Origin of the sequence: Edwardsiella ictaluri ATCC 33202 (assembly GCF_000264785.1) — a bacterium.
Lineage (GTDB): Bacteria > Pseudomonadota > Gammaproteobacteria > Enterobacterales > Enterobacteriaceae > Edwardsiella > Edwardsiella ictaluri.
The window spans coordinates 15,513-37,857 of record NZ_AFJI01000043.1 but is presented as its reverse complement, the minus strand read 5'-3'; the positions used below and the strand labels follow the sequence as shown (position 1 = coordinate 37,857).

At 56.2% G+C, this 22,345-nt stretch carries 16 protein-coding genes, 4 tRNA genes and 1 pseudogene; 17 read left to right on the top strand and 4 right to left on the bottom strand.

Annotated features, from left to right (window positions below):
* Positions 1 to 57: 57 nt before the first annotated feature.
* Positions 58 to 4,995, bottom strand: coding sequence for an autotransporter domain-containing protein (locus EIEH_RS05635; RefSeq protein WP_015872467.1), 4,938 nt, complete (start codon positions 4,993 to 4,995; stop codon positions 58 to 60).
* A 398-nt stretch (positions 4,996 to 5,393) separates the two neighbouring features.
* On the opposite strand from EIEH_RS05635, the gene pncC reads away from it, so the two are divergent.
* From pncC to EIEH_RS05590, 9 genes are all read left to right on the top strand, one after another.
* Entirely contained in the window at positions 5,394 to 5,882 is a 489-nt protein-coding gene (gene pncC, locus EIEH_RS05630) for a nicotinamide-nucleotide amidase (protein WP_015872466.1), read from the top strand.
* A gap of 70 nt (positions 5,883 to 5,952) precedes the next feature.
* Positions 5,953 to 7,014: a recombinase RecA gene (gene recA, locus EIEH_RS05625; RefSeq protein WP_015872465.1), complete on the top strand. Its 1,062-nt coding sequence runs from the start codon at positions 5,953 to 5,955 to the stop codon at positions 7,012 to 7,014.
* A gap of 36 nt (positions 7,015 to 7,050) precedes the next feature.
* A complete protein-coding gene (locus EIEH_RS05620) occupies positions 7,051 to 7,491 on the top strand; it encodes a regulatory protein RecX (RefSeq protein WP_015872464.1) in 441 nt (146 codons plus the stop codon).
* A gap of 134 nt (positions 7,492 to 7,625) precedes the next feature.
* Entirely contained in the window at positions 7,626 to 10,253 is a 2,628-nt protein-coding gene (alaS, locus tag EIEH_RS05615; RefSeq protein ID WP_015872463.1) for an alanine--tRNA ligase, read from the top strand.
* Positions 10,254 to 10,507: 254 nt separating this feature from the next.
* Complete coding sequence (gene csrA, locus EIEH_RS05610) at positions 10,508 to 10,693, top strand: carbon storage regulator CsrA (protein WP_002209449.1); 186 nt, start codon at positions 10,508 to 10,510, stop codon at positions 10,691 to 10,693.
* A gap of 441 nt (positions 10,694 to 11,134) precedes the next feature.
* Positions 11,135 to 11,227 (top strand) — tRNA-Ser (locus EIEH_RS05605).
* A 3-nt stretch (positions 11,228 to 11,230) separates the two neighbouring features.
* Positions 11,231 to 11,307 (top strand) — tRNA-Arg (locus EIEH_RS05600).
* 79 nt (positions 11,308 to 11,386) lie between these two features.
* Positions 11,387 to 11,463 (top strand) — tRNA-Arg (locus EIEH_RS05595).
* Between the two features lie 72 nt (positions 11,464 to 11,535).
* Positions 11,536 to 11,612: transfer RNA gene (locus EIEH_RS05590), tRNA-Arg, on the top strand.
* Positions 11,613 to 11,826: 214 nt separating this feature from the next.
* On the opposite strand, the pseudogene EIEH_RS18400 reads toward EIEH_RS05590, so the two are convergent.
* A pseudogene (locus tag EIEH_RS18400) lies at positions 11,827 to 12,950 on the bottom strand (IS3 family transposase); the annotation flags it as partial.
* A 249-nt stretch (positions 12,951 to 13,199) separates the two neighbouring features.
* On the opposite strand from EIEH_RS18400, the gene yqaB reads away from it, so the two are divergent.
* The 4 genes from yqaB to luxS all read left to right on the top strand — a co-directional run bounded on the left by yqaB (position 13,200) and on the right by luxS (position 16,504).
* Positions 13,200 to 13,766, top strand: coding sequence for a fructose-1-phosphate/6-phosphogluconate phosphatase (yqaB, locus tag EIEH_RS05575; RefSeq protein ID WP_015872459.1), 567 nt, complete (start codon positions 13,200 to 13,202; stop codon positions 13,764 to 13,766).
* The gene (locus EIEH_RS05570; protein ID WP_015872458.1) at positions 13,766 to 14,194 is read left to right on the top strand and encodes a YqaA family protein; all 429 of its coding nucleotides are present in this window, start codon (positions 13,766 to 13,768) and stop codon (positions 14,192 to 14,194) included. Before yqaB ends, EIEH_RS05570 begins: the two co-directional genes overlap by 1 nt.
* A 61-nt stretch (positions 14,195 to 14,255) precedes the next feature.
* Positions 14,256 to 15,815, top strand: a complete 1,560-nt coding sequence (gene gshA, locus EIEH_RS05565) for a glutamate--cysteine ligase (protein WP_015872457.1) — start codon at positions 14,256 to 14,258, stop codon at positions 15,813 to 15,815.
* A 173-nt stretch (positions 15,816 to 15,988) separates the two neighbouring features.
* Positions 15,989 to 16,504, top strand: coding sequence for an S-ribosylhomocysteine lyase (gene luxS, locus EIEH_RS05560; RefSeq protein WP_015872456.1), 516 nt, complete (start codon positions 15,989 to 15,991; stop codon positions 16,502 to 16,504).
* Positions 16,505 to 16,845: 341 nt separating this feature from the next.
* Here the strand turns inward: luxS and EIEH_RS05555 are convergent, their stop codons facing one another.
* Both EIEH_RS05555 and EIEH_RS05550 read right to left on the bottom strand, forming a co-directional pair.
* Entirely contained in the window at positions 16,846 to 18,132 is a 1,287-nt protein-coding gene (locus tag EIEH_RS05555) for an HlyC/CorC family transporter (RefSeq protein WP_015872455.1), read from the bottom strand.
* Between the two features lie 77 nt (positions 18,133 to 18,209).
* Positions 18,210 to 18,998: a cytochrome C assembly family protein gene (locus EIEH_RS05550; protein ID WP_015872454.1), complete on the bottom strand. Its 789-nt coding sequence runs from the start codon at positions 18,996 to 18,998 to the stop codon at positions 18,210 to 18,212.
* A 194-nt stretch (positions 18,999 to 19,192) separates the two neighbouring features.
* On the opposite strand from EIEH_RS05550, the gene ffh reads away from it, so the two are divergent.
* The 4 genes from ffh (at position 19,193) to trmD (ending at position 22,318) form a co-directional block, all read left to right on the top strand.
* Positions 19,193 to 20,554: a signal recognition particle protein gene (ffh, locus tag EIEH_RS05545; protein WP_015872453.1), complete on the top strand. Its 1,362-nt coding sequence runs from the start codon at positions 19,193 to 19,195 to the stop codon at positions 20,552 to 20,554.
* A gap of 148 nt (positions 20,555 to 20,702) precedes the next feature.
* A complete protein-coding gene (gene rpsP, locus EIEH_RS05540) occupies positions 20,703 to 20,951 on the top strand; it encodes a 30S ribosomal protein S16 (RefSeq protein ID WP_015462230.1) in 249 nt (82 codons plus the stop codon).
* Between the two features lie 18 nt (positions 20,952 to 20,969).
* The gene (rimM, locus tag EIEH_RS05535) at positions 20,970 to 21,515 is read left to right on the top strand and encodes a ribosome maturation factor RimM (RefSeq protein ID WP_035608976.1); all 546 of its coding nucleotides are present in this window, start codon (positions 20,970 to 20,972) and stop codon (positions 21,513 to 21,515) included.
* A gap of 38 nt (positions 21,516 to 21,553) precedes the next feature.
* Entirely contained in the window at positions 21,554 to 22,318 is a 765-nt protein-coding gene (gene trmD, locus EIEH_RS05530; protein WP_015872451.1) for a tRNA (guanosine(37)-N1)-methyltransferase TrmD, read from the top strand.
* The last annotated feature ends 27 nt before the right edge of the window (positions 22,319 to 22,345 follow it).

Here is a 22,345-nt window from a genome sequence, read left to right as displayed (position 1 = left end):
CTCCGACAGCGTACGGCCAAAACCGCACGCTGTCGATTAACGTAATGAAACCATGGGTTAGAAGCGGGCACCCAAGGTTATGGCGACATTGCCGCCGCTGCTCTTGTCTCCGGTAGTTCCGTCACCGCGCAATGCCATTGTCCAGCGACCATATGACACGTCAAGTTCAGCGCCGCCGCGCAGGAGATTATCACCGCGCACGTGTGCTATTGGCGTCACTGGCACCCCGTTGGCCATAATATCAGCCTGGCTATCCTTGTCTCCCAGGTTACGCCGGTATTCGGCAAACAGGCGTGGCGTTATCTGCCATTCGTCGATGCTGACGCGGTAATCGCTGTCCAGGCGCAGAGCAATATCGGTGCGGTTGGCATTGAACTGTGCGACATCGAATGCCAGCGCGTTGGGCGCGGACTCATGGATGTCATCCTGGCGCAGATGCGTGCTGCGCAGCGCCAGCGACGGTGTCAGGCGCCACTCTGGCGTCAGGTTGGCTTCGTAGCCTGCCGTCAGGGCATAAGTATAAAGCTGCCCGCGACTGTCCGCTCTGGCTTGCCCCAGACTTCCCATTTCCCGGGTGGGTTCATACTGGCTCCAACCCATTTGTCCGCTCAGGGCCACAAACGGCGTACTGCCGCCGTTGCTGTCTGCCAGTGGGCGGAGTGTAAGGGCCAGTGCCAGGCTGGTCATGTTGACATCTGCACTGCTGCCGCCACTGCTCACATCCCCGTAGGTTCTGGCAAGCTGACCATACAGCGTTATGGTATCGCTGAGACCTGCACCCAGTCCCAGAGCCACACCGGAGGTTTGCCCCTTGCTGCCCTGTCCACCGTTGCCGCCGTTATAGGTGCGGTTATCGGCCAGATAGTTCAGATAGACATCGAACTCACCATCCTGCAGACGCATGGCATGCTCACGGGTCTGCTGCGTGTCACTGAGCAACAGGGGAACGTCAAGCAAATAGTTAAAGGCATCGATATGCAGTGCGCCGCCGGAAATGTTGCTTAGGCGGGTCGGCGTAAGCGTGTTGATATCGACATCAGCCTGGATGCCACTGGGCGCTTTGACCTGCATTTGCGTATCGTTCACCGCAATAAGCAAAGCATCCGTCGGCGCAGCCTGAGTGACGTCTTTTACCAGCAGCGCGTCCTGCTCTAAGGTAATCGGCTTGCCGGGATTAGTGACCCTCGGTTCGGTAAAGCCTTGTATCCGGGTTGTCCCATTACCATTTTGCTCACTGAGCACATAGGTTTCTCCCCCTTGTTCGACGGTTTTACCCTGGACTAAGCCCGGCAGTGGTGTGCCCGCTTCCACCCAGAGACCTTCGCTGCGCAGCTGGTACCCCGAAGGGGTGATGACGCGGTCTGGCGTCAGGAGCCAGTCGCCTACCCGCAGCGTATTGCCCCGCACGGTGACGCTGGACTGTGCCGGCAGGGCAAAGTCGGCCTGATAGCCATTGGCAAAGGTGTAATGGTATTGCGAAATCAGCGGCCGTAACCTCAGCAGGGGGTCTCGCTGGCGCAGTGCGGTTTCCGCGACGCTGCCATCGGCCATGACCTGATAGACGTTAAAGGGGTTAATGGCGCCATAGGTGACATTGGCAATCGTGTGGGGATCACTACCATCGGTAGTGACAACACTAAATTTGCCTTCACCCTGTTCAATCCGGAGGCAACTATTATCGCTACAGGAGGGGGTGTAGATATACAGGTTGTCAGTAAACAGATAGTCCGGAGTTATCCGACCGCTCAGGGTAAAGTCACGCGTATTTTCATCCAGTACGAAGGTATCGTTACCATTGCTGAGCGCAACTTTGCCAAACAGCTTACTGTTGATATTGAGCAGGAAGTCATCCCCTGCGGTTTGGCTGATATCTCCACCGATCAGACTGTCCTTGAGGATGAGCGTCGGGGCGTTGGTAAAGGCGTTTGTCAGACCAGACAATACACCGTCCTTCAAACGCGCAGCGATGTTGGCCGCGTTATCCAGAACGACGACGCTTTGGCTGAATGCCTGACGTTGCCCGCTGTCATAACCTTCGTCTGTCAGTAGGCTATAGGCATTGCTGTTACCGTGGTAAATACCGTGTGAGGTGACACCATCGCCGAGGGACAGATTCAGTGAGTTCTGTAGCAATAGCAGGTTGTTCTGACTACTGGCGTTCTGGAAGACGCCATAGGCGGCAAGGGCATCGCTGTAGGCCAGGTTAACGCTGTTCTTCAGCAGCAGGGAGTTGTTGTTGGCAGAGGCATCCAGCCAGATCCCGGCAGAGTAGACATTAGTGCTGTTATTCTGAGTACGCTGATAAACGCCACCGTTAAAGACTTGGTCTAGCGTGACGGCATTATCTTCCTTGGTGATAAACAACCCCGGGTTCATACTGCGCGCCGGTTGACGTGTTTTCAGGTTAGCATCTGCATCGGCTGCAGTGTGATCTGGCTGGTTAACGGCAAGATTAACCTGATTGCTCATGGCCAGCGTTTCGCCATTATGTGCTGCGATTCTGTCTGCCGTCGCCTCTGCGCTGAGGTAGTAGCGATCGACTTCGGGTGGGTTTTTCGCCTGTTGATAACGGGTGGAGATAAGCCCGATGCGCGCCTGTTGCAGCAGCGCGTTTCGATTGGGGGCACTGTTATCCAGGTTCGCGATATCCCATACCAGATGGAAGCCGGTCTGGTAGCGGTTATTGTCGCTGTCGGTGTAGACATACTCCTGTAGGTTATCACGCAGGTAGCCCGGCACATCGGATGCTATCTTGCGGCCATCGCGTTGTGGTCCGGCAGTTTCAGCTTTGACGACCTCACCTTCGTTGCGTGGTAGGGTTACCGGCAGCGCACCAGAGGGGTTGACGTTACCGGTGAGTACATCCACGACCGCTTCTGAAAGAGTGGCAAAGCTGGCGGTGATGGCAGCCGCACCCGGCTCCAGGTTTTCCAACAGCCACGGCTGGGAGAGGTTCACATTGACGATGGTGGGTACTTTGGCCTGGATCATATTGATCCGATCGATATCGATCCCGTTATGATCATTGACTTGCAGGTTGTAGACAAATTCTGCGCTCTGTTCGAACAGGCCAACGCCGTCTGCCGGCTTGACGAAGAGCAAGGCATAGTCAGCATTGTTGATGTCAAACGTAACGTTTAGCCAGGGCGCCTGGCGCTTGATGGCCTGCTGCAGGGTCAATGTATCTGTTGCTCGCCGCTGTTCGCCATCGCGGGAGAAGAATTCGATGTAGACCGGTGCGTTACCGATCTTTTCTTCGGTCAACGGCAGCAGATTGCCGCTGTTCTTCAGCACCACGACCGACTTCTGATGAGCCTGGTAGGCGGCCTCGTGTCGCGCCGGTTCATTGAAAATATCAACGGCCTGCTGCGGATCGCGGTAGGGGTCTTCAAATAACCCCAGACTGAACATCTCCGTCAGCAGGCGGCCAGCGGCCTGATCCAATATGGCTTGGTTAAAACTTTGTTCACTGTTGAACGCATCGCGGAACAGGAAAACATCGGACAGATCGCTGAAAACGTCAACCCCGTTGGTAGCACCGAGCGCGACGCGTTGGGCAAGCGTTGCGTTTTCCAGCCCCCAGGCCATGCCGGTGAGGATACCAGAGTCACTGTTGATATAACCGGTAAAGCCAAGCTGATCCCGTAGCAGGCTGTCGATGAGTTTATGGCTATAGGCAAAGCCCAGCTCTTCACTGAAACCCTGATCCAGGAATTTCTCCGGAACTTTTTTGGCCAGATACAGCGGATCGTAGATACGGTTGCCGAGGAGATCGCGGGTAAACAGGGTAGAGCCGTCGCCGGTGTCATTGACGATCTTCTCCTCCTCGGGAATATTGCTGAGATACAGCTGGGGCAGGCTCATGGCGTCGCTGGGGCGCGCATAGTAGGGCATGATCGAAGAGGTTCCGGCATCTACGGCGGCGATAAAGCCCGGAAGATGGTAGCGGTACAGACTATCTTTAGTCGGGTAGGGCGAGTATTGGCCGTAGACATAGTGGGGGTCGGTGCCCCGATCGCGGGCACCGCCGCCGGGGAAATGCTTGGTGGTCATGGCAATATCCAGGTTATCTGGCTGATCCCCCTGAAATCCGGTAACGACCTGGCGCGTTGCCTCGGCGACGATTTCCGGGCTGTCGCCGAAAGTATCGGCCAGGCGAAACCAGCGCGGATCGGTAGCAGTATCGGCCATATAGCCATATATCTTGCGAACGCCGGTGGCCTCCCATTCTTGCGCCGCCATGCTGGCGAAGTCTTGGATAAGGCTGCTGCGGGCGTTGCGGGTTTCCATTTCACCAATAAAGGCAGCCCCCATTCCCAGGGTGCTGGGCCATAGAGAGAATGTGCCGGAAGATTCCTGAAGTCCGAATCCGACATTGTTGGTGTTGTGATTACGTGGGTTAGAGGTCACAACGACAGGAATACCCAGAGAGGATTTTTCAGCAACCTGCTGCAAGGCGTTGGTCCAGATAGCCAGCGTAAGTGGATCGGCATTGCTGCGATCGATCATGAAACGGACTTTCCAGTCGAGGATCCCTTCGGTTGAGGGGGCGCTGCGTTCAATAACCGGTTTTTCAAAGAACTCAAAACTGTCGCCGGGCGCACTGAAGACGTTACTGGTAAATTGGCGGTAGGTCTCACATAAAATACCGTTGGCGCTGGGGCTTGAGCAGCCTGTTGATCCCAATGACTGGGAGCCAATCACCATCAGTCCCAGTTTGTCTTCATTACGCATTTTACTCAGCAGATCAACGGCCCGCAGCGCGACAGGTTTGCGCCAGTCTTCATAGATATCCAGCGCGCCGTTTTTATTGGCATCTTTAAAATAATAAATATCACCTTTATCATTAATTCTAATAATAGGTGTGTCACGGCTGGATATTGTTGGTTGGCTGAGCGATGCCTGCAGAGGTGTGAAGAGATTACTTCCAAGCAATAGCGTGATTGAAAACGCTAGCGTAGAGAGGCGAAAAGCCTTTTCCCTATTTATCTTCATATGGTTGTATCCTTGCGTTTTAACGTACGTGTAATAGGTGACACACAGATACTCGGCTAGATGGTAGGGACATCTACAGGCTTTATGGTTTTGGTATTGATAGCATTTATTTGTTCGAGATCTATGTTGTGTCAATGGCTAATTAGCACGTTTTTTAGGTATTGTTTTCTAGTTTGGTATTATTGTGTGAGCCGCTTAACGGGAAAATGATATATATTTTTCATGCTTATTTGTTCTATGTTTTCTTTTTATAAGTAAATATAATGACCACGAATTTAATTAAATATATTTATTCATCTGTTTAATTTTTTTTGAGATCTGATGTCTGGCGATCGGCGATTCGTAGGAGGGAAAGTGTTACTATGCCCGCCGTTCCTTTATGGGTTTAAGGAGTCACTATGGAGCAGTCGCTGACTGCGTTGAGCCAGAGCGTTGGTGAACGCTTGCGTGCCCGTGGAGCGCAGGTCACCTGTGCCGAATCCTGTACCGGAGGGCTGATAGCCAAGCTGTTGACCGATATTGTCGGCAGCTCGTACTATTTTGAGCGAGGGTTTGTCACGTACAGCAATCGGGCCAAAGAGGAGATGCTGGGAGTGCCGGGAAGTGTGCTGACGCAGCATGGGGCGGTAAGTGAGCCTGTTGTGGCGGCGATGGCCGTTGGTGCCCTGCATGCGGCGCAGGCCGATCTGGCTATGGCGGTGAGTGGTATTGCCGGTCCCGACGGCGGTAGCGCGCAGAAACCCGTCGGCACAGTCTGGTTTGGCTTTGTTGCCCGCGGCGGAGAACCCCTGTGTCTGCGCCGGAATTTTGCCGGCGATCGGGATGCCGTGCGGCGGCAGGCGGCGCAGTTTGCGCTGCGGACGCTACTGGAAAAATTTCTTATGTGAGTCTTGATGCTGTATGAGTATACAGTATAATCAAGGTCAATTTCAGATTTGCTATGCGTGGAGTAAGCGGATGGACGAGAACAAACAACGTGCCCTGGCTGCGGCGTTAGGCCAGATTGAAAAGCAGTTTGGTAAAGGTTCTATCATGCGTCTGGGAGATACCCAAACGCTGGACATTGAGTCCATTTCAACCGGTTCTCTGAGTCTGGACGTCGCGCTGGGTATCGGCGGTCTGCCGATGGGGCGCATCGTTGAGATCTTTGGGCCCGAGTCCTCCGGTAAAACCACGCTGACCCTGTCAGTCATCGCTTGTGCACAGGCTGCAGGAAAGACCTGTGCCTTTATTGACGCCGAACACGCACTGGATCCGATCTATGCCGCCAAGCTGGGGGTAAACGTCGATGATCTGCTGGTGTCGCAGCCGGATACCGGTGAGCAGGCGCTGGAGATCTGCGATGCGCTGGTGCGCTCCGGCGCCGTCGATGTGATCATCGTGGACTCCGTAGCAGCCCTGACGCCGAAGGCGGAGATCGAGGGCGAAATGGGGGACTCTCACGTTGGCCTGCAGGCGCGTCTAATGTCTCAGGCGCTGCGTAAGCTGACTGCCAATATCAAAAACGCCAACTGTCTGGTGGTGTTTATCAACCAGATTCGTATGAAAATCGGCGTGATGTTCGGTAACCCAGAGACCACCACCGGCGGTAACGCGCTGAAGTTCTACTCTTCCGTGCGTCTGGATATCCGTCGCATCGGTGCCATCAAAGAGGGCGATGAGGTGGTCGGCAACGAGACCCGCGTCAAGGTGGTCAAGAACAAAGTAGCCCCGCCATTCCGTCAGGCTGAGTTTCAGATCCTGTACGGTGCCGGTATCTCCAAGGAGAGCGAGCTGATCGATCTGGGCGTTAAGCACAAGCTGCTGGATAAATCCGGCGCCTGGTACAGCTACAATGGCGACAAGATTGGCCAAGGTAAAGCGAACTCCATGAAGTTCCTGCAGGAGAATACGACGATCTCTGCTGAGCTGGAGGGCAAGCTGCGTGAGCTGCTGCTGAGCCACGCCGCGGCGACCGACGCCGAGCGGGCGGGTGCCGAACGCGAAGACAACGCGGCGGCGGATGATGAAAACTTCTAATTCTGGCGGCCATGGGGACGGCGCGGCGAGGTCTGCGTGAGCGACGCGCTTAACCGGGCCATGCGTCTGCTGGCCCAGCGAGACCACAGCGAGAATGAACTGCGCCGCAAACTTGCGGCGCAGGGCGTTTCTGAGGGGGAGATAGCGTTAACTATTGCCCACTGCCAGCGCTATCAGTGGCTGGATGATGCCCGCTTTGCCCAGTGCTATATCGAGTCCCGCAGCCGTAAAGGCTATGGCGCGCAGCGTATTCGTCAGGAGTTGGGGGTGCGCGGCGTGGCGCGCGATCTCATCCAGCAGGCGCTGGCCGGGTGTGAGATCGACTGGAGCGCACAGGCGCGCCGCACGCTGGAGCGCCACTTTTCCCTACCGCTCTCTTCTGATTGGGCTACCCGGGCCAAAGTGCAGCGCTATCTGCTGTATCGCGGCTTCTTTTCGGAGGAGATCCAGGATGCCCTGCGTGATTTAACTTCGTGAACGCACGCGGCGTTTTACTTCGGTGAGAAGAAATTTTATCTTAGTGTCACTTTGTGTTCGTGAGCGGGCGTCGGCAGCGGAATGCGGGCTGTTTTGTTCACGGACTGTTCTTCTAGCCAGACTCCGGGACATTTATGAGCAAGAGTACCGCTGAGATCCGTCAAGCGTTTCTCGATTTTTATCACAGTAAGGGCCACCAGGTGGTGGACAGCAGCTCCCTGGTGCCGAACAACGATCCGACACTGTTGTTTACCAACGCCGGGATGAACCAGTTTAAAGATGTTTTCCTTGGCATCGATAAGCGCAGCTATAGCCGTGCAACCACGGCGCAGCGCTGCGTACGTGCCGGCGGTAAACATAATGACCTGGAGAACGTCGGTTATACCGCTCGCCACCACACCTTCTTTGAGATGCTGGGTAACTTTAGCTTTGGCGATTACTTCAAGCATGACGCCATCAATTTTGCCTGGGAACTGCTGACCGGTGCACAGTGGTTTAACCTGCCGAAAGAGAAGTTGTGGGTGACGGTGTACGAAAGCGACGACGAGGCTTTCGACATCTGGGCCAACGAGGTCGGCGTACCGCGCGAGCGCATTATTCGCATCGGCGACAATAAAGGCGCGCCCTATGCTTCCGATAACTTCTGGCAGATGGGCGAGACCGGCCCGTGCGGCCCGTGCACCGAGATCTTCTATGACCACGGCGCCCACATTGCCGGGGGGCCTCCGGGCAGCCCGGACGAGGACGGCGATCGCTATATTGAGATCTGGAATATCGTCTTCATGCAGTTCAACCGCCAGAGCGACGGCACGCTGCTGCCATTGCCTAAGCCTTCCGTCGATACCGGGATGGGGCTGGAGCGCATTGCGGCGGTGTTGCAGCACGTTAACTCCAATTATGATATCGATCTGTTCCGTACCCTGATTGCAGAGACCGCGCGGGTGATCGGCGTTAGCGATCTGAGCAGCAAATCACTGCGGGTGATCGCAGACCATATCCGCTCCTGCGCATTCCTGGTTTCCGACGGCGTGCTGCCCTCCAACGAGGGCCGCGGCTACGTGCTGCGCCGCATCATCCGTCGCGCCGTGCGCCACGGGCATATGCTGGGTGCCAAAGAGGCTTTCTTCTATAAGCTGGTGAAGCCGCTGATCGCCGTGATGGGGGCGTCCGCCGATGCGCTGGCGCAGCAGCAGGCGATGGTGGAGCAGGTGCTGAAGACGGAGGAGGAGCAGTTTGCGCGCACGCTGGAGCGTGGGCTGACGCTGCTGGACGACGAGCTGTCCACGCTGGACGGGGATACTCTGGACGGCGAGACCGCATTCCGCCTGTACGATACCTATGGCTTCCCGCTGGATCTGACCGCCGACGTGTGCCGCGAGCGCAGTCTGAAGGTGGATGAAGAGGGCTTCGAGCGGGCGATGGAGGCTCAGCGCTGCCGTGCGCGCGAGTCCAGCGGCTTCGGCGCCGACTACAACAGCATGATCCGCGTTGACGGCAGCACGGACTTTACCGGTTATCACCTGCAGCAGCAGGATGCCCTGGTGACGGCCCTGTTTCACAATGGGGAGGCGGTTGATGTCCTGCAGGCCGGCGAGGAAGGGGTTGTCGTGCTGGCGCAGACGCCGTTCTACGCCGAGTCCGGCGGCCAGGTGGGCGATCGCGGTGAGCTGATGGCGCAGGGCTGCCGTTTTGTGGTTGAGGATACCCAGAAGTACGGTCAGGCTATCGGCCATCTCGGTAAGGTAGCCCAGGGCAGCCTGCGGGTCGGAGAGCGGGTCCAGGCCGGCATCGACGGCGCGCGCCGCGAGCGTATCCGCCAGAGCCACTCGGCGACGCACCTGATGCATGCCGCCCTGCGTAGCGTGCTGGGTGAGCATGTCGCGCAGAAAGGTTCGCTGGTAAGCGATGGCGCTCTGCGCTTTGACTTCTCGCACGCTGAGGCGATGAAGCCGCGGCAGATCCGTCAGGTTGAGGATATCGTTAATGCCCAGATCCGCCGCAACCTGCCTATTGATACGCAGGAGATGGGGCTGGAGGAGGCCAAGGCCAAAGGGGCTATGGCGCTGTTCGGCGAGAAGTACGATGCCCAGGTTCGCGTGCTGAGCATGGGGGACTTCTCCACCGAGCTGTGCGGTGGTACGCACGCAGAGCGCACCGGTGATATCGGTCTGTTCCGCATTGTGAGCGAGAGTGGCACCGCCGCCGGGGTGCGTCGCATCGAGGCGGTGACCGGTGAGCAGGCGCTGCTGGCGATGCATCAGGAGAGCGATATGCTGCGTGAGGCAGCATCCCTGGTGAAAGGTGATGCCCAAAGCGTTGCAGAGAAGATCCGCGCCGTTATGGAAAAGAGCCGTCAGCTGGAGAAAGCGTTGCATCAGCTCAAGGATCAGCAGGCTGCGCAGGAGAGCGCCTCGCTGAGCGGGAAAGCCGTTGAGGTTAACGGTGTGAAATTGTTGGTGAGTCAGCTGGATGGCGTGGAGCCGAAAATGCTGCGTACCATGGTGGATGATCTGAAAAACCAGATGAGCTCCTGCATTGTAGTGCTGGCGACGGCCGAGGCGGGTAAAGTCAGCCTGATCGCCGGCGTGACCAAGGATTTGACCGCTAAAGTGAAGGCCGGTGAGCTGATCGGTATGGTCGCACAACAGGTTGGTGGCAAAGGCGGTGGACGTCCCGATATGGCGCAGGCTGGAGGAACCGACACCGCAGCCCTGCCCCAGGCTCTGGCCAGTGTGGCGGATTGGGTTTCCGCTAAGCTATAATTCGCGCTAGAATAGTTAAAACGCCGTATCCATTTGTTGGATACGGCGTTTTTTTCGTTTTTCATCCTTTGAGTGTTATAAATTTTGCAATAGTGTGTGCGTTTTGAGATAAACTTGTATAAAGGATGTGGTTGGCGGGAATCTGCTTACACATTATGGATTTGTTGCTGTTTACGTTTTTACTATAGATGATGGATAATGGCGGAGAAAAAACTGAGAGACCCGACTCTAATTAATCTTTCAAGGAGCAAAGAATGCTTATTCTGACTCGTCGAGTGGGTGAAACCCTCATGATTGGCGATGAAGTAACGGTCACCGTGTTGGGGGTGAAGGGAAACCAGGTACGTATCGGCGTGAATGCTCCGAAAGAGGTTTCCGTACACCGTGAAGAGATCTACCAGCGTATTCAGGCAGAAAAGTCCCAACCGACGACGTATTGATTTTGGTATAGCGTCTCGCATTGCAGCGGGACGCTTACGCAGTTCTTACTACCTTTGTCCCTATGATTCCCCCTTCGTTTTCTCTTTTTTTACGTTTCTTTCCCCACCTTCCTTCAGCTTGCGTCGTTCATTTTTGTCTTGCGGGCGTTCCTGTGGAGAGGTGAACGCGTTTTTTTATCTAAACAGTTCAGTTGGTGTGGTATCGGTAGGCATTATGCGCTCTCGGCATGCTGCGCAGAAAAGGGTTTTTCATGGTTCATAAAAACAGCACATTGCCGCCATTCACAGCGGTTTGGCTGTGAAGTGTGCAAACGAATCAGATTGTGTGAAAACTCAGGAAAAATTGTTTGACTTATCAGCCCGTGAAAGTAATATGTGCGCCACGCAGTGCCGATGAGACAACGAAATGTTGAGTGGGCACAACTCGCAAGAGTCGCGTGTGGTGAGGTGGCCGAGAGGCTGAAGGCGCTCCCCTGCTAAGGGAGTATGCGGTCAAAAGCTGCATCGGGGGTTCGAATCCCCCCCTCACCGCCATTTGCATCCGTAGCTCAGCTGGATAGAGTACTCGGCTACGAACCGAGCGGTCGGAGGTTCGAATCCTCCCGGATGCACCATCTTTTAGATTTATGGCCATGCGGCGGTAAATCGGATACGGGAATAAGAGCGGTCCGTACCATCAAATAAGTTCTGTGTGCATCCGTAGCTCAGCTGGATAGAGTACTCGGCTACGAACCGAGCGGTCGGAGGTTCGAATCCTCCCGGATGCACCATCTTTTCGATTCATGGTGATGAGCGGTGAATCAGGCAGCTGGGTAAGCCTTCTGTCAATGTTATTATTCTATGCATCCGTAGCTCAGCTGGATAGAGTACTCGGCTACGAACCGAGCGGTCGGAGGTTCGAATCCTCCCGGATGCACCATATTTCGCATAGCGTGATGCCAGCAGCATACTTTGCCTACAGCAAAGATTGCACAGGATTGTAAATAGGCGGCAGCCTTGCGTGGAAGGCCCACCTGCGGTAAGACGCGCAGCGTCAGCTAATCCGTCCTGGATGCTTTTTGCTGACGAGTCCTGATATAGGTTGACAGTTTTTGTCTGTAAAACGCCTGATGAACATCATCGGGCGTTTTCTATTTCAGGGCCAGACGTGGCCACTCATGGTTATAAATATCTACAGATTTTTTTACCATTGTTCTGGCCTGCGCAAGATCCTCTGGGCATGAGAGTAAAAACACATTTTTCAGAATACCGTTTATCCGCTCAGCCAACGCATTCTGGTAACAGTCATAACCATCGGTCATTGAACAGGTTACCCCGTTTCTTTCATGTATTGACTGATAAAATGCTGAACAGTATTGCACTCCTCTGTTAGAGTGATGTACTGGAGGACCTGTCGTTTTTCTCCGCCTCAGTGCCCGCCTGAACGCTTTCACCACATTTTCAGTCTGCAGATTTTCCCCCACATGATAACCCATGACTCTTCTGGGTCAGGCATCAGTGATCAGACTCAGATAGACTGTGCCACTGCGCAGCGGAAGGTAAGTCATGTCAGCAACCCAGACTTGCTCCGGCTTAAGGGTAGTAGCCTGTCCGGGGCCGGGTTTCAGCGGATTCGGATGCCAGTAAAACCGACGATGGCTGTTGGTGGTTTTGTGATATTCCCGTTTCACCGATACCGGGAGCCGGTGTTCATCCTGTAGGGTAAACAAGCGGTCCCGCCCGATATTCAGCATTCTGTCGGCCTGACTGTTCAGCCGGTAGTCCAGTTTACGCGTACCAATTTGTGGCTGATTTATCTGAATATGGTCAATAAAATCAATGAAATGAATATTACCCCCCAGTCATTTATTGTACCTGCCCTTGTCCTGATACCAGGCCTGTCTACTGTGCCCCAGAAACTGGCATGCGCGCATAACGGTTATTTTTGCGGCCTGACTTTGCGCGAGGACTTGCCGGGCCGCTTTTTTACCATGTTCACCCCGTAATCGTTTTTCAGGACGTAAAAAAACTCAGCTTTCTGATTTACCAGCTTCAGTTGCTCTTCCAGTTCTTTGATTCTTTGCTCGGAGGTGAGTGAGGGATTTGTGTGTGCCACAGGCAGTTTCCTTTTCACTCGGTCAGGGAACCCAGAGCTCCAGTCAAGACGGCCATATTTACGCGACCAGACAAGAACGGTGGAGCGTCCCTGAATACCGTATCGTTGCTGGGCCTGTTTATAGGTCATCTCGCCTTTTTCGACCTGCTCAACAACGGCTATCTTAAAGGATAGAGGATAATCACGCTGGGTACGTTTGAATCAGTCATTATCACGTTCTCCACATTTTAGTCAGCAACGTGTCAACGTTATTCAGGACGGGTCACATCCGCATCTTCCCTCCCTCTGCCTCACTTTGCCTTCCCTGCCCACCTGCAGGTATCACGGCGATGCGGCGACGGTCCGCGACAGCTGGCCTGCTTTTACGCTAAAGTAGCTCTCTTTTCCCCGTTTCAGAGGATGAGCATGACGATGTATGACCGTTATGACGGGCTGATTTTCGATATGGATGGTACCCTGCTCGACAGTGAGCCGACGCATCAGCGGGCGTGGGACGCGGTGCTGGGGCGTTACGGTATGGATTATGACCTAACGGCGGTGATCGCACTCAATGGCTCTCCCACATGGCGTATTGCTCAGGCTATCATTGAGCACAATCAATCCGATCTCAATCCTCATGCGCTGGCCGCGGAAAAAACGAGGGCAGTAGAGAGTATGCTGTTGGACTGCGTACGTCCGCTGCCGCTGGCGGAGGTTGCCTTGGCCTATATGGGACGTCGTCCCATGGCCGTCGGTACCGGCAGTGAACATCGCCTGGCCGATGCCCTGCTGCGCCATCTGGGGCTGCGCGACTGTTTTCAGGCGATCGTGGCTGCTGATGATGTACAGCGCCATAAGCCGGATCCGCAAACCTTTTTACGCTGTGCTGCGTTGCTCGGCGTTGCGCCGCCCCGCTGCGTGGTGTTTGAGGATGCGGATTTGGGGATTCAGGCCGCCCAGCGAGCGGGGATGGAGTGGATCGACGTGCGCGACCTGTAATGAGTGAATTTTGGGCTGTCACTGGCATGTTTGTCAGCAGTTTTACCAGCGCGACGCTGCTGCCGGGTAATTCAGAGGTGGTACTGACCGGGCTACTGATCGCGGCTCAGGCGCCGCTGCTCTGGCTGATGGCGGCGGCGATCGTGGGTAACGTGCTGGGCGGACTGACCAATGTGGTCATTGGTAGGGCGCTGCCCCAGCTGACGCCGCAGCGCGGGCTGGCGATAGCGTTGGGCTGGATGCAGCGCTACGGCGCCGCGGCGCTGTTGCTCAGCTGGCTGCCACTGATCGGCGATTTGCTGTGCCTCTTGGCCGGGTGGCTACGGATGCCGTGGGGAAAGGTCGCGCTGTATCTGACCCTGGGTAAGGCTGCACGCTATGCGGTGCTGGCATGGTTGACGCTGTACGGCATGTCGTGGTGGCATTAGGCGTCCATTGCGGTAAGACGCGGTGGGCGCGATTAACTCTTCTTATTAGCGGGAGGTCAATTTGATCCCGGACGTATCTCAGGCCCTTAGCTGGCTGGAATCTCATCCGAATGCCCTGGATGGCATCAGGCGCGGTATTGAGCGCGAAACGCTGCGTGTCACTCCCGAGGGGCATTTGGCTACTACGCCGCATCCGGCGGTGTTGGGCAAGGCGTTGACCCACCCCTGGATTACTACTGACTTCGCCGAAAGCCTGCTGGAGTTTATCACGCCTGTCGATGGCAGCATCGATCATATGCTGACGTTCCTCAGTGATATTCACCGCTATGTGGCGCGCAATCTCGGCGATGAGCGTATGTGGCCCCTGAGCATGCCCTGTTTTATCGGGAGCGAGCAGGATATCATCCTGGCCCAGTACGGCAGCAGTAACTTGGGGCGCTTTAAAACGCTCTACCGCGAGGGGCTGAAGAATCGTTATGGGGCGCTGATGCAGACCATCTCCGGCGTGCACTATAACTTCTCCCTGCCGCTGTCGTTTTGGCAGGCGCGCGCCGGTGTGCAGGATGCGGATAGCGGTAAGGCTGCCATTTCTGACGGTTATTTCCGCCTGATCCGGAACTACTATCGCTTTGGCTGGGTGATCCCCTATCTGTTTGGTGCTTCACCGGCTATCTGTAGCTCCTTCCTGAACGGGCGGGAGAGCGCGCTGCCGTTTGAGCGCCGCGGCGGAACGCTGTTCCTGCCCTATGCTACCTCTCTGCGCCTGAGCGATCTGGGATACACCAATAAGTCGCAGAGTAATCTTGGGATCACGTTTAATCACCTTAATCAGTATGTCGAAGGGCTGAAACGTGCTATTCACACCCCCTCCGCTGAGTTTGCCCGCCTGGGCGTGGAGGAAAGCGGCCACTATCACCAGCTGAATGCCAATATTTTGCAGATCGAGAATGAGCTCTATGCGCCGATCCGACCCAAGCGTGTCACACGTGACGGTGAGTCACCATCTGATGCGCTGCTGCGCGGCGGCGTAGAGTACATTGAGGTTCGCTCTCTGGACATTAACCCGTTCACCCCCATCGGCGTCGATGCCGATCAGGCCCGCTTCCTCGATCTGTTCCTGATCTGGTGCGTGCTGGCCGACGCGCCAGAGATGAGCAGTGACGAGCTGCTGTGTACGCGCCAAAACTGGAACCGGGTGATCCTTGAGGGGCGTAAGCCGGGGCAGACCATCGGCATTGGCTGTCATGATGCCCGTCAGCCGCTGGCGTACGTGGGGCAGTCACTCTTTGCCGACCTGCATCGGGTCGCCGAGGTGCTGGATGGCATTAACGGTGATGCGCGCTACCAGCAGGTCTGCGCTCGCCTGGTCGCGGCCTTCGAGGACGTTTCACTGACTTACTCGGCACGGGTCGTAGCCCAGATGGGGGAGCGCGGGATCGGCGGTTATGGCCTGACGCTGGCGCAGCATTACCGCGATCGGCTGTGCAGCGAACCGCTTGCGTTGTTGGATGAGACAACGCTGGCGGTACAGGCGCAGCGCTCGGTTACCCGCCAGGCGGCGCTGGAGTCTCAGAGCTGCGAGTCCTTTGCGTCCTACCTCCGGCAGCACGCCGGAGGCTAAAAAAGAAAAAGGCCACAATATCTGTGGCCAAAATAAGCATCTCTGAGGACAGGGATGATGATAACGAAATATGGAAGACGCGCATGTGTGTCTTTCATATACTGAGAGTCGCAATATGGGAAAAGGTTTCCTAACAAAGGGAAAAAATATTTTTTTATTGAGGAGGTGACGAAATGCCGTTACTGGATAGCTTCACTGTCGACCATACCCGCATGGCCGCACCCGCCGTTCGCATAGCAAAAAATATGACCACCCCGCACGGCGATCAGATCACCGTATTCGATCTGCGCTTCTGCCGCCCTAACAATGCCATTCTGCCGGAGCGCGGTATTCATACCCTTGAGCACCTGTTTGCCGGCTTTATGCGCGACCATCTGAACGGCGACGGCGTTGAGATTATTGATATTTCACCGATGGGTTGCCGCACGGGCTTCTATATGAGCCTGATCGGCACGCCGGATGAAGCTCGGGTGGCCGCGGCCTGGAAGGCGGCGATGGAGGACGTGCTGCGGGTCAGCGATCAGCGCAGCATTCCAGAGTTGAATGAGTTTCAGTGTGGCACCTACAGCATGCACTCGCTGGAAGAGGCGCACCAGATTGCCCGCCAGATCCTGGCATCCGGGATCGGTATCAACCATAATGATACGCTGGCGCTCTCCGCCGAACAGCTGACCCATCTGCACCCCTAGGGGGCGTATAAATAAATAGTGTTCGGCGTCGACGCTGAGCCAAAAGCGCATCATCGAGGCGCAGGGCGGAGGAGATCGTGGGCCTATGCTCAAGCCCGGTAACGCAGAGTATGCGCTCCTGGCACGCGTTCCGTAGGGCCGGGGCTATTTTAGCCCACTGTTGCGTTACTACGGTGCATTTGGGCCCAACCAACCTCGCCCGCTCGCGCCTTACCCTGGGCTAAAATGACCGCCAGCGCCGCTTACGGCCCGTTATACCTGGGCTTTATCGATAGAAAAGCCCCCGAAGAGGCAACATGTGGGGCTTTTTTACGTCCGCGATCTGGCGCTAAACGTGTAGATCAGGCGCCGTCGCCTGGCAGGTGAGCGCGCAGCAGAGAGACTCTCACCCGCTTGATCATATTGTCCTGCACATCGAGAATTTCGATGAAGTAGTTACCGATGGTGACCTGGGTGCCCGGCTGCGGGATCTCCTCCAGGGTTTCCAGCAGCATCCCGTTGATGGTGCGCGCGCCCTCTGCAGGCAGGGCCCAGTTAAAGGCCTTGTTCAGTTCGCGGATATTGGCGCTGCCGTCGATCAGTACGCTGCCGTCGCTCTGCGGCAGTACCTCTTCGGCCAGCGAGGGGGACATGGAGGTGGTAAAATCGCCGACGATCTCCTCAAGGATATCTTCGACGGAGATAAGCCCCTTGATATCGCCGTATTCATCAACCACGATGCCGACCTTTTCCTTATTGCGCTGGAACTTCAACAGCTGCACGTTGAGATGGGTCCCCTCAGGGATGTAGTAGATTTCATCAGCGGCGCGCAGCAGGTTTTCTTTGTTGAACTCCTGCTTTTCAATCATCTGGCGGTATGCTTCGCGTACGCGCAGCATACCGATGGCATCGTCCAGGGTATTGCGGAACAGCACGATGCGCCCGTGGGGAGAGTGGGTGAGCTGGCGCAGGATCGATTTCCAGTCGTCGTTGACGTCGATGCCGACGATCTCGGTGCGCGGCACCATGATGTCCTCGACCGACACCTTATCCAGATCCAGTACCGAGATCAGCATATCCTGGTTACGCCGCGAAATCTGAGCGCGCGACTCGTTGACGATGGTGCGCAGCTCTTCCTTGCTTACCGCATCGCTGGGGCCCGCGTGCGGCTGAACGCCGCACAGCCGCAGCAGCAGGCGGGTGATGCCGTTTAGCAGCCAGACCAGCGGCATCATGACCTTCTGCAGCGGGCCCAGCAGAAGGCTACTGGGGAATGCTACCTTTTCCGGGTACAGCGCCGCAAAGGTTTTTGGCATGACTTCGGCAAAGATCAGAATGACAAAGGTCAGGATACCGGTGGCGATGGCCACGCCGCTGTCGCCATACAGACGCATACCGACGATGGTTGCCAGCGCCGAGGCCAGTATATTGACCAGGTTATTGCCAATCAGCACCAGGCTTATCAGGCGATCCGGGTGACGCAGCAGGCGCTCGACGCGTCGGGCGGGCCGCAGTCCCTGCTTGGCCAGGTGGCGCAGGCGATAGCGGTTGAGGGTCATCATCCCGGTTTCCGAGGCGGAGAAGTAAGCGGAGACGATCACCATCAGCAGTAGAATGGCGATCAGCGTACCGGTCGAGACGTGCTCCAAACGGGTGTTCCTTATGGTGGTTAACGGTCAGCCCCGCACGAAGGCGGGGGCGCGAAAATCGGTGCGAGGGCGTAAGATTACTGCGCCAGACCCAGAATGATCCGGCTGCCGAAGTAGGCGAGCGTCAGCAGCGCCGCGCCGGCCAGGTTACACCACACGACCGGACGCCCCCGCCATCCCCGGCGATAGTGCCCCCACAGCAATATGATATACACGCACCAAGCCAATAGCGACAGCAGCGCCTTGTGCATATTTTCGGAACTGAACAGCTGCTCCATATACAGACTTCCGCTAATCAGCGTCAGGGTCAGCAGTACCACGCCTACCAGGGTAATGTGGAACATCTTGCGCTCAATGCTCATTAATGGCGGCATGTCGGCGCGCAGGCTCAGCTTTTTATTCTTCAGCAGGTGATCCATCCACGCCACTTGAAAGGCATACAGCGCGGCGATGATCAGCGTGGCGTAAGAAAATAGCGCCAGCCCGATATGGAACAGCAGAGAGGGGCTGGCCTCCAGATGGGTAATAAACTCTCCGGGAACAAAGCTGGCCAGTCCGAGGTTGATCAGAGCAAAACTGTAGACGATTGGCAGTAGAAACCAGCCGCGATCGCGTGAGGCGACCACGGACATGACCAGGCAAATCAGCAGGCTGACCGATGATCCCATATTCAGCAAACTGAGGTTCTGTCCTGCGCTGACGTCAAAGATGCGTTGGTAGAGGGCGATGGCATGGCACAGCAGCGCCGCGGCGGCAAAGGCCAGCGCCAGATGCCGGTATGCGCGGTTATTGCGTGCCAGGCCGGGAACAATCAGTCCCAGACTGAGCAGATAGGCGATCATGGCCATGATGGCAAATACGGGCATAGCGAGTTCATTGATGGCTGAGTGAATGAGGCGTTCAGTATAGCTGCAGCGGCGCTAGGCTCCAACTGCTGGCGCCGACCAATGCGCGCCGTGGGGGAGAGAATCGCGGGGCTTCGTGTTATACTCGCCGCCATCTTTAGCGATGTCGTCGCCTGACGGCCCGTTTTGCATTGGTACTACGTTGAGCATAAACCATGTTTGAAAATCTAAGCGATCGATTGTCGCGCACGCTGCGCAACATCAGTGGCCGCGGGCGACTGACCGAAGATAATATCAAGGATACCCTGCGCGAGGTGCGCATGGCGCTGCTGGAAGCCGACGTGGCGCTGCCGGTGGTGCGCGAGTTCATCAGTCGGGTGAAAGAGAGCGCGCTGGGTCAGGAGGTCAACAAGAGTCTGACGCCGGGACAGGAGTTCGTCAAAATCGTTCAGGACGAGCTGACCCGCGCAATGGGAGAGGCCAACACCGAGCTGAATCTGGCGGCGCAGCCGCCGGCCGTGGTGCTGATGGCTGGCTTACAGGGCGCCGGTAAGACGACCAGCGTGGGTAAGCTGGGTAAATTCCTCAAGGAAAAACAGAAGAAGAAAGTGCTGGTCGTATCAGCCGACGTGTATCGCCCCGCGGCGATCAAACAGCTGGAAACGCTGGCAGAAGGCGTAGGCATCGATTTCTTCCCTTCCGACGTGCAGGAGCGTCCGCTGGATATCGTGCAGCGCGCGCTGACTCACGCCAAACAGAAGTTTTATGATGTGCTGATCGTCGATACTGCAGGCCGCCTGCACGTCGATGAAGCGATGATGGATGAGATCAAGCAGATCCACGCGGCGATTAGCCCGGTGGAAACACTGTTTGTGGTCGATGCGATGACCGGCCAGGATGCGGCCAATACCGCCAGCGCCTTTAACCAGGCGCTGCCGCTGACCGGAGTGGTACTGACCAAGGTGGACGGCGACGCCCGCGGCGGTGCGGCGCTGTCGATCCGCCATATCACGGGGAAACCGATCAAGTTCCTCGGTGTCGGTGAGAAGACCGAGGCGCTGGAGCCGTTTTATCCGGATCGCGTGGCCTCGCGCATTCTGGGCATGGGCGACGTGCTGTCGCTGATCGAAGAGCTGGAGAGCAAGGTTGATCGCGCCCAGGCTGAGAAGCTGGCGACTAAGCTGAAGAAGGGAGACGGATTCGATCTCAACGACTTTATGGATCAGCTCAAGCAGATGCGCAACATGGGGGGGATGACCTCCATGCTGGCCAAGCTGCCGGGAGTCGGCCAGTTGCCGGACAACGTGAAGGCGCAGATGGATGACAAGGTGTTGGTGCGGATGGAGGCGATCATCAGCTCGATGACGCTGAAAGAGCGCAGCAACCCGGAGATCATCAAAGGCTCGCGCAAGCGCCGCATCGCTCAGGGCTCCGGCATGCAGGTGCAGGATGTGAATCGGCTGTTGAAGCAGTTCGATGAAATGCAGCGCATGATGAAAAAGATGAAGAAAGGCGGAATGGCGAAAATGATGCGCGGCATGCGTGGTATGATGCCGCCAGGGTTCCCGGGGCGTTAATCGCTGTCGTCGGTGCGAAAGCATATAGTGACAGTTGCTTTTCGCGCCAAAATGAGTAAAATTTTCGGGCTTTTATGTTCGTATGAACAAGGACACCGGGCTCCGTTCCTCGATGGGGTCTGGTGTTTTATTTACTAATGAGGATGTTATGGTAACCATTCGTTTAGCACGTGGCGGCGCGAAAAAGCGTCCGTTTTATCAAGTAGTAGTGACCGACAGCCGTAATGCCCGTGACGGTCGTTTCATCGAGCGCGTAGGTTTCTTCAACCCGATCGCGACCGGCAGCGCCGAAGGCCTGCGCCTGGATCTGGATCGCGTAAGCCACTGGGTTTCCCAGGGCGCAACCGTTTCTGATCGCGTAGCTGCGCTGATCAAAGAAGCTCAGAAAGCAGCTTAACCCGTTGCGGTGGTCACGATGAGCACAGAGAATAAGCCGGCGGTGAGTAATGCAGTCGTTCTGGGGAAACTCGGTTCTGCGTATGGCATCCGCGGCTGGCTCAGAGTGTTTTCCTCCACCGAGGATGCTGAAAGCATTTTTGATTACCAGCCCTGGTTTATCCAGCAGGCGGGTAAGTGGGTTGCGATCGAGCTGGAAAGCTGGCGTAGCCACAATCAGGATTGGGTCGTCAAAATTAAAGGTATTGACGATCGTGATGCGGCCAATACCATGGTTAATCGAGAGATTGTCGTGGATGAGTCGCAGCTGCCGTCGCTGGATGATGGCGATTACTACTGGAAAGACCTGATGGGTTGCCAGGTAGTCACCGTGTCCGGCTATGCGCTGGGTAAAGTCACTGCGATGATGGAAACCGGCTCCAACGACGTATTGGTCGTGAAGGCGAACCTGAAAGATGCATTCGGTATGAAGGAGCGGTTGATTCCGTTCCTCGACGGACAGGTGATCAAGAAAGTCGATCTCACTGCTAAATCTATTGAAGTAGATTGGGATCCTGGTTTTTGACCTCCGATATTAACGGTAGAACTGAGTGGAACGCCACGATGTGGATTGGGGTAATTAGTCTGTTTCCCGAGATGTTCCGCGCAATCACCGATTACGGGGTAACTGGCCGGGCCGTAAAAAAAGGCCTGCTTAGCGTGCAGTGCTGGAATCCGCGCGATTTCACGCACGATCGGCATCGAACCGTGGACGATCGCCCCTATGGCGGCGGGCCGGGGATGCTGATGATGGTTCAACCCCTGCGGGATGCCATCCATGCGGCAAAGGCAGCGGCAGGCGAAGGGGCGAAGGTGATTTATCTTTCGCCTCAGGGGCGCAAACTGGACCAGCAGGGCGTTTGCGAACTCTCCGTCAGCCAGAAGTTAATTCTGGTCTGCGGGCGTTATGAGGGTATTGATGAGCGCGTAATCCAAACCGAAATCGATGAAGAGTGGTCGATCGGCGATTACGTTCTCAGCGGCGGCGAACTGCCGGCCATGACTCTGATTGACTCGATCTCCCGGTTTGTGCCGGGGGTGTTGGGTGATCAGGCCTCGGCTGAGGAGGATTCGTTTGTCGACGGTCTGCTGGACTGTCCACACTATACCCGTCCTGAGGTGTTACAGGATATGGAGGTACCGCCAGTGCTGCTGTCGGGAAACCATGCCGAGATACGTCGCTGGCGCTTAAAGCAGTCGCTGGGCCGAACCTGGCTTAGAAGACCTGAACTTCTAGAAAGCCTAGCTCTGACTGACGAGCAAGCAAAGCTGCTGACGCAGTTCCGCAAGGAGCATGCCGCGCAGCAGGATCATGAAGGCTGCGACTAAAACGTCGGGCCGATATATCAGTTTACC

Bases quoted from the DNA above. Each gene is read 5' to 3' on its own strand.
- EIEH_RS05635 (WP_015872467.1), bottom strand. From the start codon at position 4,995: ATGAAGATAAATAGGGAAAAGGCTTTTCGCCTCTCTACGCTAGCGTTT.
- pncC (WP_015872466.1), top strand. From the start codon at position 5,394: ATGGAGCAGTCGCTGACTGCGTTGAGCCAGAGCGTTGGTGAACGCTTG.
- recA (WP_015872465.1), top strand. From the start codon at position 5,953: ATGGACGAGAACAAACAACGTGCCCTGGCTGCGGCGTTAGGCCAGATT.
- alaS (WP_015872463.1), top strand. From the start codon at position 7,626: ATGAGCAAGAGTACCGCTGAGATCCGTCAAGCGTTTCTCGATTTTTAT.
- csrA (WP_002209449.1), top strand. From the start codon at position 10,508: ATGCTTATTCTGACTCGTCGAGTGGGTGAAACCCTCATGATTGGCGAT.
- yqaB (WP_015872459.1), top strand. From the start codon at position 13,200: ATGTATGACCGTTATGACGGGCTGATTTTCGATATGGATGGTACCCTG.
- EIEH_RS05570 (WP_015872458.1), top strand. From the start codon at position 13,766: ATGAGTGAATTTTGGGCTGTCACTGGCATGTTTGTCAGCAGTTTTACC.
- luxS (WP_015872456.1), top strand. From the start codon at position 15,989: ATGCCGTTACTGGATAGCTTCACTGTCGACCATACCCGCATGGCCGCA.
- EIEH_RS05550 (WP_015872454.1), bottom strand. From the start codon at position 18,998: ATGCCCGTATTTGCCATCATGGCCATGATCGCCTATCTGCTCAGTCTG.
- ffh (WP_015872453.1), top strand. From the start codon at position 19,193: ATGTTTGAAAATCTAAGCGATCGATTGTCGCGCACGCTGCGCAACATC.
- rpsP (WP_015462230.1), top strand. From the start codon at position 20,703: ATGGTAACCATTCGTTTAGCACGTGGCGGCGCGAAAAAGCGTCCGTTT.
- rimM (WP_035608976.1), top strand. From the start codon at position 20,970: ATGAGCACAGAGAATAAGCCGGCGGTGAGTAATGCAGTCGTTCTGGGG.
- trmD (WP_015872451.1), top strand. From the start codon at position 21,554: ATGTGGATTGGGGTAATTAGTCTGTTTCCCGAGATGTTCCGCGCAATC.